Source organism: Paraburkholderia antibiotica (assembly GCF_012927125.1).
Lineage (GTDB): Bacteria > Pseudomonadota > Gammaproteobacteria > Burkholderiales > Burkholderiaceae > Paraburkholderia > Paraburkholderia antibiotica.
The window spans coordinates 399,318-415,733 of the sequence record NZ_JABBFZ010000002.1 but is presented as its reverse complement, the minus strand read 5'-3'; the positions used below and the strand labels follow the sequence as shown (position 1 = coordinate 415,733).

At 62.4% G+C, this 16,416-nt stretch carries 15 protein-coding genes; 8 read left to right on the top strand and 7 right to left on the bottom strand.

Features of this window, described 5'->3' with window-relative positions; all coding sequences use genetic code 11:
- Positions 1 to 65 precede the first annotated feature (65 nt).
- Genes HHL14_RS05910 through HHL14_RS05895 form a run of 4 tightly spaced genes read left to right on the top strand, consistent with a single transcriptional unit; the run spans position 66 to position 4,490 of the window.
- Positions 66 to 1,586, top strand: a complete 1,521-nt coding sequence (locus HHL14_RS05910; RefSeq protein WP_169496629.1) for a mannose-1-phosphate guanylyltransferase/mannose-6-phosphate isomerase — start codon at positions 66 to 68, stop codon at positions 1,584 to 1,586.
- Between the two features lie 41 nt (positions 1,587 to 1,627).
- Positions 1,628 to 3,010 (top strand): undecaprenyl-phosphate glucose phosphotransferase, encoded by a 1,383-nt coding sequence (locus HHL14_RS05905; protein ID WP_169496628.1) that lies wholly within the window; start codon positions 1,628 to 1,630, stop codon positions 3,008 to 3,010.
- 5 nt (positions 3,011 to 3,015) lie between these two features.
- A complete protein-coding gene (locus HHL14_RS05900) occupies positions 3,016 to 4,077 on the top strand; it encodes a sugar-transfer associated ATP-grasp domain-containing protein (protein ID WP_169496627.1) in 1,062 nt (353 codons plus the stop codon).
- Entirely contained in the window at positions 4,032 to 4,490 is a 459-nt protein-coding gene (locus HHL14_RS05895; RefSeq protein ID WP_329601617.1) for a hypothetical protein, read from the top strand. Before HHL14_RS05900 ends, HHL14_RS05895 begins: the two co-directional genes overlap by 46 nt.
- Before the next feature lie 42 nt (positions 4,491 to 4,532).
- Here HHL14_RS05895 and HHL14_RS05890 read toward each other — a convergent pair whose 3' ends face one another.
- From HHL14_RS05890 to HHL14_RS05870, 5 genes are all read right to left on the bottom strand, one after another.
- Entirely contained in the window at positions 4,533 to 4,931 is a 399-nt protein-coding gene (locus HHL14_RS05890; RefSeq protein ID WP_169496626.1) for a hypothetical protein, read from the bottom strand.
- A gap of 28 nt (positions 4,932 to 4,959) precedes the next feature.
- Positions 4,960 to 5,631 (bottom strand): RraA family protein, encoded by a 672-nt coding sequence (locus tag HHL14_RS05885; protein WP_169496625.1) that lies wholly within the window; start codon positions 5,629 to 5,631, stop codon positions 4,960 to 4,962.
- Positions 5,628 to 6,668 (bottom strand): amidohydrolase family protein, encoded by a 1,041-nt coding sequence (locus HHL14_RS05880; protein ID WP_169496624.1) that lies wholly within the window; start codon positions 6,666 to 6,668, stop codon positions 5,628 to 5,630. Before HHL14_RS05880 ends, HHL14_RS05885 begins: the two co-directional genes overlap by 4 nt.
- A 43-nt stretch (positions 6,669 to 6,711) precedes the next feature.
- Positions 6,712 to 8,034 carry an MFS transporter gene (locus HHL14_RS05875; RefSeq protein ID WP_169496623.1) on the bottom strand — a complete coding sequence of 441 codons (1,323 nt, stop codon included), beginning with the start codon at positions 8,032 to 8,034 and terminating at the stop codon, positions 6,712 to 6,714.
- Positions 8,035 to 8,239: 205 nt separating this feature from the next.
- Positions 8,240 to 9,139, bottom strand: coding sequence for a LysR family transcriptional regulator (locus HHL14_RS05870; protein ID WP_169496622.1), 900 nt, complete (start codon positions 9,137 to 9,139; stop codon positions 8,240 to 8,242).
- 203 nt (positions 9,140 to 9,342) lie between these two features.
- Here HHL14_RS05870 and HHL14_RS05865 point away from each other — a divergent pair, with 203 nt between their 5' ends.
- Positions 9,343 to 10,677, top strand: coding sequence for an MFS transporter (locus HHL14_RS05865; protein WP_169496621.1), 1,335 nt, complete (start codon positions 9,343 to 9,345; stop codon positions 10,675 to 10,677).
- Here HHL14_RS05865 and HHL14_RS05860 read toward each other — a convergent pair.
- Entirely contained in the window at positions 10,652 to 11,599 is a 948-nt protein-coding gene (locus HHL14_RS05860; protein WP_169496620.1) for a LysR family transcriptional regulator, read from the bottom strand. The genes HHL14_RS05865 and HHL14_RS05860 overlap by 26 nt on opposite strands.
- 135 nt (positions 11,600 to 11,734) lie before the next feature.
- Here HHL14_RS05860 and HHL14_RS05855 point away from each other — a divergent pair, with 135 nt between their 5' ends.
- The 3 genes from HHL14_RS05855 (at position 11,735) to HHL14_RS05845 (ending at position 15,351) form a co-directional block, all read left to right on the top strand.
- On the top strand, positions 11,735 to 13,090 hold the full coding sequence (locus HHL14_RS05855; protein WP_169496619.1) for an MFS transporter: 1,356 nt from the start codon (positions 11,735 to 11,737) through the stop codon (positions 13,088 to 13,090).
- 22 nt (positions 13,091 to 13,112) lie between these two features.
- The gene (locus tag HHL14_RS05850) at positions 13,113 to 14,288 is read left to right on the top strand and encodes an L-rhamnonate dehydratase (RefSeq protein ID WP_169496618.1); all 1,176 of its coding nucleotides are present in this window, start codon (positions 13,113 to 13,115) and stop codon (positions 14,286 to 14,288) included.
- A gap of 61 nt (positions 14,289 to 14,349) precedes the next feature.
- Positions 14,350 to 15,351 (top strand): 4-hydroxythreonine-4-phosphate dehydrogenase PdxA, encoded by a 1,002-nt coding sequence (locus HHL14_RS05845; protein ID WP_169496617.1) that lies wholly within the window; start codon positions 14,350 to 14,352, stop codon positions 15,349 to 15,351.
- A 36-nt stretch (positions 15,352 to 15,387) separates the two neighbouring features.
- Here the strand turns inward: HHL14_RS05845 and HHL14_RS05840 are convergent, their stop codons facing one another.
- Positions 15,388 to 16,404, bottom strand: a complete 1,017-nt coding sequence (locus HHL14_RS05840; RefSeq protein ID WP_169496616.1) for a LacI family DNA-binding transcriptional regulator — start codon at positions 16,402 to 16,404, stop codon at positions 15,388 to 15,390.
- Positions 16,405 to 16,416: the final 12 nt, after the last annotated feature.

Below are 16,416 nucleotides of genomic sequence, written 5' to 3'. Positions count from 1 at the left end.
CGCCTTTTGCGTTGCCGCCGCGGCGGGAGCATTGCCGAGCCGCTTTCAATGCGAGGGAGTCAACGATGGGTAAGGTTATCGCGGCAGCAGCCGCAACGACTTTCGACACGATGCAGCGCAATTCGGCCAACGTCGATTTTCCGCCGCTCGTGCAGGTGATTCTCGCCGGTGGGTCCGGCACGCGGCTATGGCCGGTGTCACGCGAGCAGTTTCCGAAGCAGTTGATCGACGTGATCGGCAATCAGACCTTGTTGCAGTCGACGATGGGCCGCATGGCGGGCTTCGAAGGCGCTTGGGATGTCGCGGCCGATCCGGTGATCGTCTGCGGGACCGAGCATTATTTCGCCACCTACGAACAGGCGCGCGAAATCGGCGTGAACGCGCGCATCGTGGTCGAGCCCGGCCGCCGCGATACGGCGCCGGCCTTGACGCTTGCCGCGTTGAGTACATGTGCTGACGGCGAAGACGCGATCCTGATCGCGATGCCCGCGGACCACGCGATAGCGAACGTCGATGCACTGCATCGCGCGATCGATATTGCCGCCGCCCACGCGAGCAAAGGCGCAATTGTTACTTTAGGCGTGCCGCCCGAACGGCCCGATACCGGCTTCGGTTATATCCGACTCGGCGAAGCACTGCGTGACGGTGCTCACCGCATTGAGCGATTCGTCGAGAAGCCCGCGGCGGAACTCGCGGCCCAATATGTCGAATCCGGCAACTACTGGTGGAATAGCGGCATCTTTGTCGTGCGCGCGTCGGTATGGCTGTCGAGCATCGAGCAATTTCAACCTGACATGTATGGCGCGTGCGTGCATTCGTGGCGTGGTGCGAAAAAGACTGACGAATGCATCATGCCGGACGCCGGTGAGTTCCTGAATTCGCCGTCCGATTCGATCGACTACGCGGTCATGGAGCAACTCGGCAAGCCTGATTCGAAGTTCTCGGGTGTGGTGGTGCCGCTCGAAGCAGGCTGGTCCGATCTGGGTTCATGGGACGCGGTCTGGCATGCGATGGAAAAAGACGAGTGCGGTAATGCCGCGAACGGCCGCGTGCTGTTCGAAGGTTCGACCGCCACATACGCACGCTCGCAGGGCGGCCGACTGCTCGCCTGTGTCGGCACCAGCAACATGATCGTGATCGAAACCGATGACGCGGTGCTTGTTGCCGATCGCTCGCACGTGCAGGACATCAAAGGTCTCGTGTCGCGCATTCGTAGCGAGAATTCGCCGGAAGCCGATACGCACAGAAAGGTCCGCCGTCCATGGGGCTTTTATGACTCGATCGATCATGGCGAGCGCTTTCAGGTGAAGCGCATCGTCGTGATGCCGGGTGGGCGTCTGTCGTTGCAGATGCATCACCATCGCGCCGAACACTGGGTGGTCGTCAGTGGAACGGCGCTGGTCACGCGCGGAGAAGAGCAGTTCCTGCTCGGCGAAAACGAATCGACCTATATCCCGTTGGGCACTCGCCATCGGCTCGAAAATCCGGGCCGCGTGCCGTTGCAGATTATCGAAGTGCAATCCGGCACCTATCTCGGCGAGGACGACATCGTCCGTTTCGACGACCAGTACGGGCGCTGCGGCTAATGCGGTGGAATCGAACGTATACCTGCTATGAGAGGGCTGCGATGCGATTGCTGACAGGTCTATTGGCAAGAGTGTTCGACGTCGCGATGATCGTCGCGGGCGCATTTGCGGCGTCGCAGATCCGCTTCGACGGCGGCTCGCAACGGAGCTTCTATTTTGCGTTCGTCGCGTTCGCGGCGGCGTTTTCTCTCGCGGTCTTTCCGGCGCTCGGCGTGTACGAATCATGGCGCGGCCGCTCGAAACGCGCGCTCGCTGGACACGTCGCGCTCGGCTGGCTCGTCGTACAGGCCTGTGCGATGGCGCTGATGTTCTCGCTGCACCGCATCGACTTCGTGTCGCGACTCTGGTTCGTGTACTGGACCGGCCTCTCGGGGGCCGCGATGATGGCCGGCCGGATGGTCACGCATGCACTACTTGGGCGCATGCGCCATGCGGGGATGAACCTGCAGCGGGTCGCGGTGGCCGCGTGCGGAGACCATTGCGAGGAGATCATTCGCAAGATCGAGACGTCGCCAGCGGCGGGTTTTCGCGCCAATGCGTTGTATAACCTGCATCCCGGCAACTGCGCGACGGCGCGTTCGTCGGTGCAGCGCTTCGAGAACCATGACGCGTTTGCGCGTTACGTGCGTGAGCAGAATATCGGCGAGGTCTGGCTCGCACTACCACTCACCGAAGAGCGCGCGATTCTCAGACTGGTCGCGGAATTTCGCAACGATCTGATCAATATCCGCTTCATGCCCGACGTGCGTACACTGGCGCTATTCGAAGGCAGCATGACCGATCTGCTCGGCCTGCCGACGATCAACCTCGCTGCTTCGCCATTGCCGCCGAATGCGCTGCTGCAGAAGGAGCTATTCGACCGTCTGTTTGCGCTGTCCGCGCTGATAGCGATCTCGCCGATCCTGTTGGGCTGCGCGATCGCGGTCAAACTGAGTTCGCATGGACCGGTGTTTTTCAAGCAACGGCGTAAAGGCGCCGACGGCCGTGTATTTACGATCTACAAGTTCCGCACGATGCGCCTGCACGAGCAGAAGCAGGGCGTGCTCGAACAGGCCACACGCGACGATCCGCGCATTACCCGGGTCGGTGCGTTTCTGCGGCGCACGAGTCTCGACGAGCTGCCGCAATTCTTCAACGTGCTGCGCGGCGATATGTCGGTGGTCGGACCGCGTCCTCATGCGCTCGAACACGATGATCTCTATCAGAACATCGTGTCCGGCTATATCCATCGTTACCGGATCAAGCCCGGCATTACCGGTTGGGCGCAAATCAACGGCTTTCGCGGCGAAACCGATCGCCTCGAGAAGATGGAAGGGCGCGTCGCGCATGATCTGTATTACCTGAAGAACTGGTCGTTCTGGCTCGACGTAAAAATAATTATGGCCACCGTTTTCAAGGGCCTACATCATCCGAACGCGTATTGAAGGACATGATGCGATTAGACGTCGAAAACGTCGTGAGACGATCCGCGAGAAGAGTCGCGCAATACCGCTTCCACCTCGATCACGGTGCGCAGGCGAGAAAAGTGTTGCTGGTGCTCGAAAGCCGATACGGTAGGACCGATCCGGCGAACCTGCGTCTCGCGGATATGTATGCACGCGATGTCTTCGGCGATCCGGTCTACGCGCCATGGCTGCGGGTTTATACCGCGTTTTGTGGCACCTTCAAGGAAGGCTGGATCCCGGACAACTACTACGGCAGCGTCGTGGTGCCGCATATGAAGGGCTGGTACGGGAAGATCTCGAGCCTCAAGCCGATTTCCCGGTTGATCTTCGACGGCGATGCATTGCCGGATGTAGCCTATTTCGCCAATGGACTGTTCTTCACGGACCGGAGCATCGTGGTGCCGGAGAGCGAATTGCCGGATGTCGTTTTCGCGCAGTCGGGGCGCGTCGTGTTCAAGCTCGACGGCTCGAAGCAGGGCAACGGCGTTTATATCTTCGATCGGGCGAATTTCGATCCCGCGCGTATTAAAGCACTGGGTAACGGTGTGATCCAGAAGTTCATCGTCCAGCATCCGTTATTCGAAGCGTTCGCGTCGAAGCCGGTGGCGACATTGCGCTTTACGACCGTGGTGGACGACGCCGGCCGCATTTCGATTCGCGCTTGCTATCTGCGACTCGGCCGCGCGGACGATACCCATATCCTTACCGATCGAGAAGTATGCGTGCCGGTGAAACTGTCCACCGGCGAGCTGGGCGACGAAGGCTATATGAACGACTGGGGCGCGACCGAAGCGCATCCCGATTCAGGCGTGCGTTTTGCGGGTATGAAAATCCCACAGTTCGACCAATGCGTGGAGACTGTGCTGCGCCTGCACCGGAAGATTCCGTTTGCGCGCTGCGTTGGTTGGGACGTAACGGTCGATGCCAATGAAGAGGTTCAGGTGATGGAGTGGAACGGCGAGCATAACGACGTGAAATTCAGCGAAGCGACTCAGGGCCCATGTTTTTCGGATCTCAACTGGGAGCGGCTGAAGTCCTTGCGCTGATTTTTAAAAGCAGATTTCTCACGGCAAATTTTTCACGGCAATTGAGGCTTGAGCTACGTAGCGGGAGAGGCAACGTGAGCGAACAGTTATGGTGCGTCCATATTGAGGGGCCGGACGACTTTATTGCCGTCGAGTCGGAGGAGGCCGCGCGGCGGGAAGCGTCGGCGATCAATGCGTATATCGACAGTGCCGGGCACGACCCGCGCGTGCCGCACTCGCATGCGGTGGCGGTCGAATGGCCATATGGCGCGGCCGGACACGCGCGCGCGCTCGATGAAGACCGGCATGATCTACAGCGGATGCCGCACCGACAACAGGTGCACAATCGTGCCGGCGGCGTACTGGCGAGTGTCGCGCGATGCGTGAAGGAACTCGTAGGCGTCGCGCATGCGGGAAAAGACGGCGACGCCTGAATTCCTTGCTACTCCATTCCTTTCTTCAACCCGCCGCACCCGTTATGCGGGCAGCGGCACGTCCTCGATCAGATCCGCGTTGACCGCGCGAATCCGGCGGTCGACAAAATAGCCGCCGCCCTCCACATAGCGCAGATAAAGCCGCCCGCACGACGAGCATTGCCAGAGCCCGCAGCGGTTATACGGAAAGTAGCGCGGCGCGATCGGCGCGTTGGCGGCCCAGTACGTCGTCTGGTTGGGCAGATATTCGCTGTACGTCGGTTCGGGATCGTCTTCCGGCATCAGTGTGCCGATTTCTTCGAAAAGCGTTTCGTCGATCGACAGTGGTTGCGATTGCCAGCCATCGAGCGCCGTGCGCGTGCAGGCGCACGGCGAGGTGGCGCGCTGTTGCGCGGCGCGCGCGAGTTCAAGCAGGGTTGCAGCGTTCAGATGTTGCGCCATAGGGCTCGGTGTCGTTCAGTACAAGGGTTCATGATCCGCTCATCATCCGGTCGCGTTGCGGCGCGACCCACGCGCGGTCGAACGTGCCGTTCGCGATCGATGCGAGCGCCGCCGCTTCTTTCGCCTGCTGCCGGCGCGCGCCTTCGATTACCGCGTCGACGTCGGCCGGAGAAATGGCCAGCAGACCGTCTTCGTCGCCGACGATGATATCGCCTGGATGCACGACCATGCCACCTACTGTGACCGGCACGTTGATTTCGCCGGGGCCGTTCTTGTACGGGCCGCGATGCGTGACGCCACGCGCGTAGACCGGGAAATCGCGTTGCCGCAGCGCGCCGACGTCGCGAATCGCACCGTCGATCACGAGACCCTGCACGCCGAGGCTTTGCGCATACGTCGCCATGATCTCGCCCATCAACGCCTGGGTGAGGTCGCCCGCGCCGTCGATTACGAGCACGTCGCCGGGCCGGCAGAATTCGAACGCACGATGAATCGCGAGATTGTCGCCGGGGCGCGTATGAATCGTCAACGCAGTGCCGGCGAGCGACTTCGGCCGATGAAATGCACGCAAGCCGACGGCGCCGCTCGCGCGTGCCATGTTGTCGCTGAGCAGCGACACCGCGAGTTCGCGCAACGCGTCGAGCGTGGCCGCGTTCGGTTGCGGTGCGCACGGATATTCACGCCATCCCACGGGGTTCATACGGTGGCTCCTTTCGCGGCGAATTGTCGTTCGAGTTGGCGCGACAGGCGTGGATAGACGCTGCGCGCGTTGTCTTCGTAGATGCGTTGGCGGTCCGCGTCGCTGAGCCATGCGATGGCGTCGATGTAGCGGCGGGTGTCATCGTAGTGGTGGCCCGTGCGCGGATCGATGCCTTGCACCGCGCCGATCGTTTCCGAGGCGAACAGGATGTTCTCGACCGGAATGACTTTCGCAAGCAACTCGGCGCCCGGCTGGTGATAGACACAGGTGTCGAAGAACACGTTATTCAGCAGATGCTCTTCGAGCAGCGGCCGTTGCATGTCCTGCGCGAGCCCGCGATAACGTCCCCAGTGATAGGGCACCGCGCCGCCGCCGTGCGGAATGATGAAGCGCAGCGTCGGGAAGTCGGCGAACAGATCGCCCTGCAGGAGCTGCATGAAGGCCGACGTATCGCCGTTGAGATAATGCGCGCCGGTCGCGTGGAAATTCGGATTGCACGACGACGATACGTGAATCATCGCCGGCACGTCGAGATCCACCATCGCTTCGTACAGTGGATACCAGCTGCGATCGGTCAGCGGCAGACCGCTCCAGTGTCCGCCAGACGGATCGGGATTCAGATTGCAGCCGATAAAGCCGAGTTGTTCGACGCAGCGGCGTAATTCGCTGATGCAATTCTCTGGTGCCACGCCCGGCGCTTGCGGCAATTGGCACACGCCGACGAAATTGCGCGGAAACAGTTCGCACACGCGCTGTATGAGGTCGTTGCATGCGCTCGACCATTGTGCGTTCGCTGCGGCGCCGGCCAGATGATGACCCATACCGGCCGCGCGCGGCGAGAAGATCGTTAGATCGGTGCCGCGCTCGCGTTGCACGCGCAACTGGCCGTTTTCGATGCTGTCGCGGATCTGGTCGTCGCTGATGGAAGGCCGCGGCGGCGGCGCGACACCGTCCTGCAACGCGGCGATCTGCTGTTGGCGCCACGCTTCGTGCTGCGGCGGCGAGGTCGTGTAATGACCGTGGCAATCGATAATCATGAGGCAATGATCCTTATACGGTTGCGATCGTTGGCGCGGAGGTTTACACGCGCGGCGCGGCGTCGCCGGTCGCGAGCGTGGCGACTTCGTCTTCGGCGGGCGTCACGCGCATCACGAGGGCGATGATCGTCGCGACGACGAGAAAGGCGGCGATCGTCAGCAGCGCGAGCTTGAAGTTGCCGGTCGCGTTGCGCACGAGCCCGATGCTCCACGGCCCGACCAGGCCGCCGAACTGCGCGATCGTGTTGATCAGCGCGATGGTCGCGGCACCCGCGGCGCCAGTGCGAAACGATGACGCGAGACTCCAGAACAGCGGATTACCGGCATAGATGAAGAGACCGGTCACGCACAGCAGCAGATAGGCGATCACCGGGTTCGGCGCGTAGGCACTGCCGGCAATCGCGAGCGCGCTCATCCCGTACACGAACGCGAGGTGCTTCTTGCGGTCGCCGGTGCGGTCGGAGCTGCGGCTGATCAGGAAGGTACCCAACACGCCGAGAAGAGGCGGCGCGGCCGACAGAAAGCCCACTTCGATATTGCTCAGCTGACCGAAGCTCTTGACGATCTGCGGCAGCCACAGAAACAGCCCGTAAATGCCGACCAGCGCGCAACCGAACAGACATGCAAGGCTCCACACGCGAATATCGCCCGCCACTTTCAGCAGCGGGAAATGCCGATTGCCGCCGAGCGCTTCGCGTTCGGCCGCGAGCGTCGTTTCGAGCCAGTTCTTTTCTTCGCTGCTGAGCCAGTTCGCGTCGGCGGGGCGTTCGGTCAGGATGCGCAGTGTGAGCAGACCTAGCAGCATTGCGGGCAAGCCTTCGAGAATGAACATCCATTGCCAGCCGGCGAGACCGAGGATGCCGTGCGCGTAGGTCATCAGCATGGTCGAGATCGGGCCGCCGAGCACCGCTGAAAACGATCCCGCGACGATATAGCCGCCGACCGCGCGGGCGCGGTAACGCACCGGAAACCATTTGGTCAGATAAACCGCGATGCCGGGTAGAAAGCCGGCTTCCATCACGCCGAGCAGAAAGCGCAGCACATAGAAGCTCGTGTCGTTGAACACGAACGCGGTGGCCGCGGCGACCGCGCCCCACGTCAGCAGAATGCGCGCGATCCAGATGCGCGCACCGACCCGATGCAGGATCAAATTACTCGGTACTTCGAGGAGCATGTAGCCCACGAAGAAAATACTACCGGCGAACCCGAATACCGCTGGACTGAAGCCCAACTGCTTGTTCATGTCGAGCGCGGCGAAGCCGATATTGATCCGGTCCAGATAGTTGATGAACATCATCGCAAAGAGTATGGGCATCAGGCGCCCGTACACCTTGCGCATCGTTGCGGTTTCATTGAATGCGGTCATGCATGTCTCCCATGCAACGCTGTGGAGCGGAGTTCGGGCTGCGCGCCGAGTCCGGGCCCATCCCGCATGGCGGGGGCCACGCGGCGACGATCGTGGCCGTCGTTGCGTTTTGTTGTGATTCGCCTGGTTCAGGCGTAACGCCAATGATAGGAATGCATGCGCGCGGAGTCCAAGACCGCTTGCTTATGCTTGTATAAGCTCGTGCTTATAGTGTGGTGTCGCTCAAAGGCGGCGGCAGACATTCCAGAAAGGCGCGCAGATGCGGTGAGGTGTCGTCGGTGCGGAAAGTGGCGGCGAGCGTCGAGCGGTATGACGAACCCGGTCCCGTCAGATGGCGAAACACGACGTCGGTGCGTCCGTGCCGCGCGACCGATTCACCGACTACAGTCACGCCGAGCCCCGCCGCCACCAGCGCAATCGCTGTCTGGATTTCGTAAGCCTCGTGCGCAATCAGCGGGGTCACGCCCGCGTCGCGATACAGCGATTGCACCGAGCGTTTGAACTGCGCGTTCTGATGCTTGGGATACAGAATCAACGGCGTGTCAGCGAGATCGGCGATCCGCACGCTTTTGCGCGCGGCAAGAGGATGGCCCGCTTCGAGTGCAACGACGACGCGCTCGCGCAGCAGCGTGCAGGACGTGCAGCCGTCCACGGTCAACGGTTGCCGGCCGATGCCGATATGAATACGCATGTCGCGCAACGCATCGGTCTGTTCTTCGGTCAGCATTTCGAACAACTTCAATTCCACCTGCGGATAGGCCTTGTGGAATTTTTTCAGCGCGGGCGGCAGCACGCTATACATCGACGAACGCGTGAAGCCGATGCTGAGCCAGCCGCGCCGGCCGACGCCGATTTCCTGTGCGGCGACCGTCATCTGTTCGAGCGAGCCGAGAATCTGCCGCGCTTCGGTGCACAGGTAATGTCCCGCTTCGGTCAGCATCAGCGGTCGCCGCGCGCGGTCCACCAGTTGCGTGCCGAGCCGTTCTTCGAGCGAGCGGATCTGCTGGCTCAGCGCGGGTTGCGCGATATGCAGGCGCTCGGCCGCGCGGCTGAAATTGAGTTCCTCCGCGAGAATCACGAAGCACTGCAGGGCCCTGAGGTTCATGTCGACGTTCCAGTTTCCGGAATGCACAGCATACCGCGCACTTCCTTACACACCTCCCACCGATAACCCCCAGTGATCGCTGTATCGAAACAATTCATTAGGCAACTATCGCCCGGCTTTCGATAATGTCCGCACAAAACAGTCCATAGCGGACGCCGCCGGCGAGGCATCGGCGGCGCTCACGCGACAATCCGGAGGAGACGATGCTGCGACCCAAGGTCAGCCGGGCGGTCCTCGCGCTCATGTGCGCGATGTCGTTCATCATGTATCTCGATCGTGTGAATCTGTCGGCGGCGGCCGGGCTGATCCGCGACGATCTGCATCTGAGCAATACCCATGTCGGACTCGTGTTCGCCGCGTTCGCGTACACGTACACGCTGTGTCAGGTGATCGGCGGCTGGGTCAGCGACCGCTTCGGCGCGAAGCTGACGCTTGTGATCTGCGCGAGCATCTGGATCGTCGCGACGGTGGCGACCGGTCTCGCGGGCGGACTCGTGTCGCTGTTCGGCGCGCGGCTGCTGCTCGGGATCGGCGAGGGCGCGGCGCTGCCCGCGCAGGCGCGGGCGCTGACCAACTGGTTTCCGTCGAGCAAACGCGGTTTTGTGCAGGGGCTCACGCATTCGTTCTCGCGGCTCGGCAATGCGATTACGCCGCCGCTGATCGCACTGCTGGTTGCGTATTCGTCGTGGCGTGTGTCGTTTTTCGCGGTCGGCGCGCTGACCTTCGTGTGGGTTGTGATCTACGCGTGGTACTTCACCGACGACCCGCGCAAGCATCGCCACATGAGCGCGCAGGAGGAAGCGCAATTGCCGCCGGTGCGCCATTCCGCGGCCGCGACGACGCGCGAGCCGACGCCGTGGCGCCGTCTTCTCAAACGCATTGGTCCGACGATGCTGGTGTACTTCTGCTATGGCTGGACCGGCTGGCTGTTCTTCACCTGGCTGCCGACGTTCTTCATGCACGGCCGTGGACTCGATCTGAAAAGCTCGGCGATGTTCTCCGCGGGCGTGTTCCTGTCCGGCGTGGTCGGCAATACCGCGGGCGGCGTACTCAGCGACCGCGTGCTGAAGCGCACCCGCAATGTCGTCGCGGCGCGGCGCAACGTGATCATCGCTGCCTTTCTCGGCGCACTCGTTTTTCTCGCGCCGGTGATGATCGTGAAGTCGTTGCCGGTGATGGCCGCGTGCATGAGCCTGTCGTTCTTCTTCCTCGAAATGACGATCGGGCCGATCTGGGCCGTGCCGATGGATATCACGCCGCGACACGTCGGTGTCGCGAGCGGACTCGTGAATGCGGGCTCGGCGATTGCGGGAATTTTTACGCCGATCGTATTCGGCCTCGTGGTGGATCGCACCGGCAGCTGGACGCTGCCGTTCGCGGGCTCGCTGGGTTTGCTCGCGCTCGGCATCGTCGCGACTTTCTTCATGCGGCCGGATATTGCGCTCGATGTCGAACAGGGGAGCGCCAACGCAACGAGAGAAGGGAGCGGCGAATTACGCTTCGCCGAGAATCTTACGCCGCGCGAATCGAATCGATGACCAGCTGCATGGCCGGCGTAATACGCCGGTTTTTACGCAGTATCAGTCCGTATGGCGCAAGCCGCCCGCGTAGCGGCGTCGTAATCGCGGCGATCGCATCGAGCGCGACGTAGTACTGCGCGACCGAACTCGGTAGTACCGCGAGCATGTCCGAGTCGCGCAGCAACGACAGCGTGGTCAGAATCGACGAGGTCTCGACCGTGCTGACCGGCGGCGCGACGCGCGACTCGCGGAAGGTCTGGTCGATCACCTGACGCATCGGGCTCGGATGCGGCTGGATGATCCACGGATAGCGCGCGAGATCCGCGAGCTTCGGCCGCGCGGTCGTTTGCTTATTTGTTTTTTTGCCCGCCTGTACGGCCGGATGATCGGGCCGCACGACGATCGACAGCGCCTCTTCCGCGAGCGTCTCGAAGCTCAGATCGAGCGCGGGAAAACCGTCGGGAATCCTCCCGATCACGATATCGAGCTGATCCTGCTGCAGCGACTGCACGAGCACGTCGCTGGTGTCGATCGTCACCGTCATCTGCAGGCGCGGATGCGCTTCCTTCAGCTTGACGATCGTGTGCGTCAGCAATTCGGGCGACGGCGCCATCACCGCGCCGATCCGCACCTTGCCGATATCGCCGGCCTCGATGCCGGCGAGTTCTTCACGCAACTCGTCGAGATCCTCGAACACCACGCGCGCGTAGCGCATCACCGCTTCGCCGAAGATTGTCGGCTCCATCCCGCGTGCGTGCCGCACGAACAGCGACACGCCGAGCGTGTCTTCGAGTTCCTGCAACGCTTTGGTCGCGGCAGGTTGCGTCATGGCGAGTTCGTCGGCGGCGCGGCGCAGCGATTCCATTTCCGATAGCGCGACCATCAGTTGCAGATGACGCAGGCGCAGACGTTTGCGAATGGTGGAGGCGGGCGGGATCATGAGCGATAACCTCAGCGAATCGGCTGATTCGAAATATTCAATGGTCAGTTATCGGATAGTTTCGCACACTAGCGTTCATTGCACGACGCTATTCGATGGCAGTCGGGCTTACCAGATAATGAACGGAGACGACGCATGACGATGACCGCGAGCCCGGCGCTCGATAGCGCGATTGCGAAAGCGCGCACGAGGCTGCTGCCTTTTCTGATCCTGATGTACGTGCTGGCCTTTATCGATCGCGCGAACGTTGGCTTTGCGAAGAACGTGCTGCAAGCCGATACCGGTTTGAGCGACGCGGCTTTCGCGTTCGGCGCGGGGATCTTCTTCGTCGGTTATGCGTTGTTCGAAGTGCCGAGCAACCTGCTGATGTATCGCTTCGGCGCGCGTATCTGGATGAGCCGCATCATGGTCACGTGGGGCGTCGTGTCGGCGTGTACCGCGCTCGTCGATAGCGCGACGAGTTTCTATGTGCTGCGCACGCTGCTCGGTATCGCCGAAGCGGGGTTCTTCCCCGGCATCATCCTGTTCCTGTCGAACTGGTTTCCGGCGAAAACGCGCTCGCAAACCATGGGCCTGTTCTATTTTGGCTTTCCACTCGCGCTGCTGCTCGGCAGTCCGGTCTCGGGACTATTGCTCGATGCGGGCAATCCGTTCGGCCTGCATCCGTGGCAATGGCTGTTCGTCGTTGAAGGACTCGCGGCGTCGGTGGTGGGCGTGATCGCGTACTTCTATCTGACGGATCGGCCCGGCGACGCAAGCTGGCTCGACGCGGACGAGCGGCAAGCACTCGACAACGCATTGCGCCACGAAGATCGCCAGAAGCTCGCGCATGGTCCGTCGTCGGTGCTCGCGGCGCTGCGCGATTCGCGTGTGCTGTTTTGCAGCCTGATCTATTTCGCGGTGCAGATGAGCGTGTACGGCGTGGTGTTTTATTTGCCGACGCGCATTGCGGGACTCGCGAGCGGTGGCCACGTCGGCGTCGAGGTCGGACTGCTGACCGCGATTCCGTGGATCGCGGCGCTGATCGGCACGTTCTGCATTACGCGTTTCGCCGATCGTCACGGTCATCACCGCCGCTGGGCCGCGGCGATGCTCGCGCTCGCGGCTCTGGGCATTGCGGCGTCGGCGATGACGTCGTCGGTGGCGGTCGCGATTGCCGCGTTCTGCGTGGCCGCGATCGGTTTCGTCTGCGTGCAGCCGCTGTTCTGGACGCTGCCCACCGGTTATCTCGGCGGCGCGGCCGCGGCCGGCGGCATCGCGTTGATCAACTCGATCGGTAATCTGGGCGGCTTCGTTGCGCCGAATCTGAAAGGACTCGCCGAACATCTCGCCGGTTCGTCGCGGGCAGGGATGTTCTCGCTCGCGGTGGTCGGCCTGATCGGCGCATTGCTGCTGCTGACATTCCGTTTCGCAGTCGCATCCAATGTCAATTCCGGTTCCCACTCCGTTTCCCATCGCACCGGTCCGCTCGGCGAACGCACGGGCCACTGACTCTCTCCAGGAAGCATTGAACATGAAAATCAAGCATATCCGTACCCGCGTTTTCGAATGGAAAGGCAAGGTCGTGCCGCCGCAAGCGCATTTCTGCACCAATGCGGTCGATATTCTGTACGAGCGCGGCGACGCGATGGGGTCGTTCCGCTTTCACGGCTGGCTGGTGGTCGAAGTGGAATGCGACGACGGCACGGTGGGGATTGGAAATTGCGCGCTCGCGCCGCGCATCGCGAAGCAGATCATCGACGAATACCTCGCGCCGATTGCAATCGGCGAAGATCCGTTCGACAACGAGTACATCTGGCAGAAGATGTATCGCCGCACGCTCGCGTGGGGCCGCAAGGGCATCGGCATGGCGGCGATTTCCGCGATCGATATCGCGTTGTGGGACATCATGGGCAAGGCGGTGAAGAAGCCGGTGTTCAAGCTGCTCGGCGGCCGCACCAAAGAAAAGATCTGGTGCTACGCGTCGAAGCTCTATAACAACGACGACCGCGAGGCGTTTCTCGCCGAAGCGCAGGGCTATCTGGACAGCGGCTTCACCGCGATGAAAATGCGCTTCGGCTACGGCCCGAAAGACGGCCCGAAGGGCATGGCGAAAAACCTCGAACAGGTGCGGCTGTTGCGCGAGCTGGTCGGCGACGAAGTCGACATCATGCTCGAATGCTATATGGGCTGGACGCTCGAATACGCGCGACGGATGCTGCCGCGTCTCGCCGAATTCAATCCGCGCTGGATCGAGGAGCCGGTGACCGGCGACGACGTCGAGGGCTATCAGGAACTGAAGAAGATGAATCTGATGCCGGTGTCGGGCGGCGAACACGAGTTCACCAGCTACGGTTTCAAGGATCTGCTGGAACGTCGCGCGGTCGACGTGATCCAGTACGACACCAATCGCGTCGGCGGCATCACGGCGGCGCGCAAGATCAATGCGATGGCCGAGGCGTGGTCGGTGCCGGTGATTCCGCACGCGGGGCAGATGCACAACTATCATCTGACGATGTCGAGCACCGCGAGCCCAATGGCGGAGTTCTTTCCGGTGTTCGACGTCGAAGTGGGCAACGAACTGTTCTACTACATCTTCGAGGGCGAGCCGCAGCCGGAAAATGGCTATCTGCAACTGTCGGACGAGGTACCGGGGTTGGGCATCCGGCTGAGCGACAAGCATCTCGCGGACTTCAATATCGTCGAATGAACGGCTACGCTGGCTGTCGGTCGGTGCATCGGCGAATCGTTCGATCGCAACAGGAACACACATGAAACCACGCATCGCAGTACTGCTCGGCGACCCCGCCGGTATCGGTCCCGAGTTGATCGCGCGTCTATTCGCGCAGCAGGAGAACCGGGCTCGCGCGGAGCTGCTGATTATCGGCGATAGGCGCGAACTCGAAACGGGCATGAAGATCGCGCAACAGCGCTTCGAATACGACGTGGTCGAAAGCGCGGAAGCCGCGTTTCAGCGCGCGGGTGTGCCGTCGCTGATCGATTTCCGTTTGCCCGGCGATCAACCGTACGAGCGCGCGCTCGCGACCGAACGCGGCGGCCGCTACAGCCTCGCCGCGTTCAAGCAGGCGCTCGCGCTGACTCAAGCCAACGTCACGCAGGGCATGCTGTTCGCACCGGTCAACAAGACCTCGCTGCATCTCGCCGGGATGGAGACGGGCGACGAGATGGAATGGTTCGCGCGGCAACTCGGCTACACCGGCAACTTCTGCGAGTTCAACGTGCTCGACGAATTGTGGACTTCGCGCGTGACCTCGCATATGGCGTTGAAGGATGTGAGCGCGAAGCTGTCGGAGGAGCGCATCGTCGGCGCGGTGCGTTTGATTCACGATGGCCTGAAGCGTGCCGGCATCGCACAGCCGCGCATCGCGGTATGCGGCTTCAATCCGCACAACGGCGACAACGGCGCATTCGGCCGCGAGGAGATCGACGTGATCGCGCCGGCCGTCGAGGCGGCGCGCCAGCTCGGCTACGACGCGCAGGGACCGTTTCCGGCCGATACGATTTTCGTGCGCGCCCGCGACCAGCGAGCCTTCGACGGCGTCGTCACGATGTATCACGATCAAGGCCAGATCGCGATGAAGCTGATGGGCTTCTGGCGCGGCGTCACTGTGCACGGAGGCTTGCCGGTGCCGATCGCGACGCCCGCGCACGGCACCGCGTTCGACATTCACGGTCAGGGCAAGGCCGAGGTCGGCGCGACGCAGAAGGCCTTCGACATCGTCACGCGAATGGCGCAGGAGCGCGCGAGCTGACCAACGCGAACCAGTTAGCGATCCTGTGCAAATGCGTCAGCGCGTTCTGCACGGTCCCGTCGACGCCCGCACCACCAGTTCCGGTGATGGCCCGAGCACCATCGAAGGCTGCCGTTCGGGTGTCTCGACGAGGCGAATCAGGCTATCGATCGACAACTCGGCGACGGCGGCCGTCTGGATCGCGACCGTCGTCAACGCCGGGTGCACCTGGTGCGCGAGCTGAATGTCGGTGATGCCGATCACCGAGACATCGTCCGGCACGGAACGGCCGAGCGTGATCAGCGCCTGTATCGCGCCGATCGCGAGCAGGTCGTTGGTCGCGAAGATCGCGCTGACCTGCGGGCGGTTCGCCATCAGCTCCATGCAGGCGGCGAAGCCGGCGTCGATCGAATCGCGAATCTGCAGCACCGCAGCCGCATCGGCTTCGATGCCGGCCGCGCGCAGGGCCGCGCGAAAACCGTTCGAGCGCGCGTCCTGCAAACCGCCGCAGCCGTCGCCGATCAGCAGGCCGATGTCGCGATGCCCGAGTTCGAGCAGATGCCGCGCGGCCAGCTCGCCCGCGCGCGCGAAGTCGACCGCGATGCACGGCAGCGCGGGCGGCGACTCGGGGTGTTCCCACATTGCCAGCAGAATCGGCGCGCTATGCGTGGCCGATGCGCACAGATCGTTGATCGTGATGTCGGTGTTCATCACGAGCACGCCGTCGGCGAGCGTGCCGGCAATCTGGTTCAGATACGCGCGGCCGATCTCCGCATCATCGTCAGTATTGCAAACCATCAGGAAGTGGCCGCGCTTGCGTGCCGCGCGCTCGGCGGCGAGCACGAACTCCGGGTAGAACGGGTTCGAGATGTTCGACAGCATCAACGCGAGCGTCGACGAACGTCCCTCGGCCAACGCGCGCGCGTTCAGATTCGGCCGGTAGCCGAGATCGGCGATGGCCTGCAGCACGCGCTCGGCCGTCTCGGGGCGGACTTTCTCGCGATTGCGCAGCACGTTGGAGACGGTGGCGGCGGTAACCTGCGCGCGCTTCGCGACTTCGGACAGCGTGACCATGTTCGGCTTGTC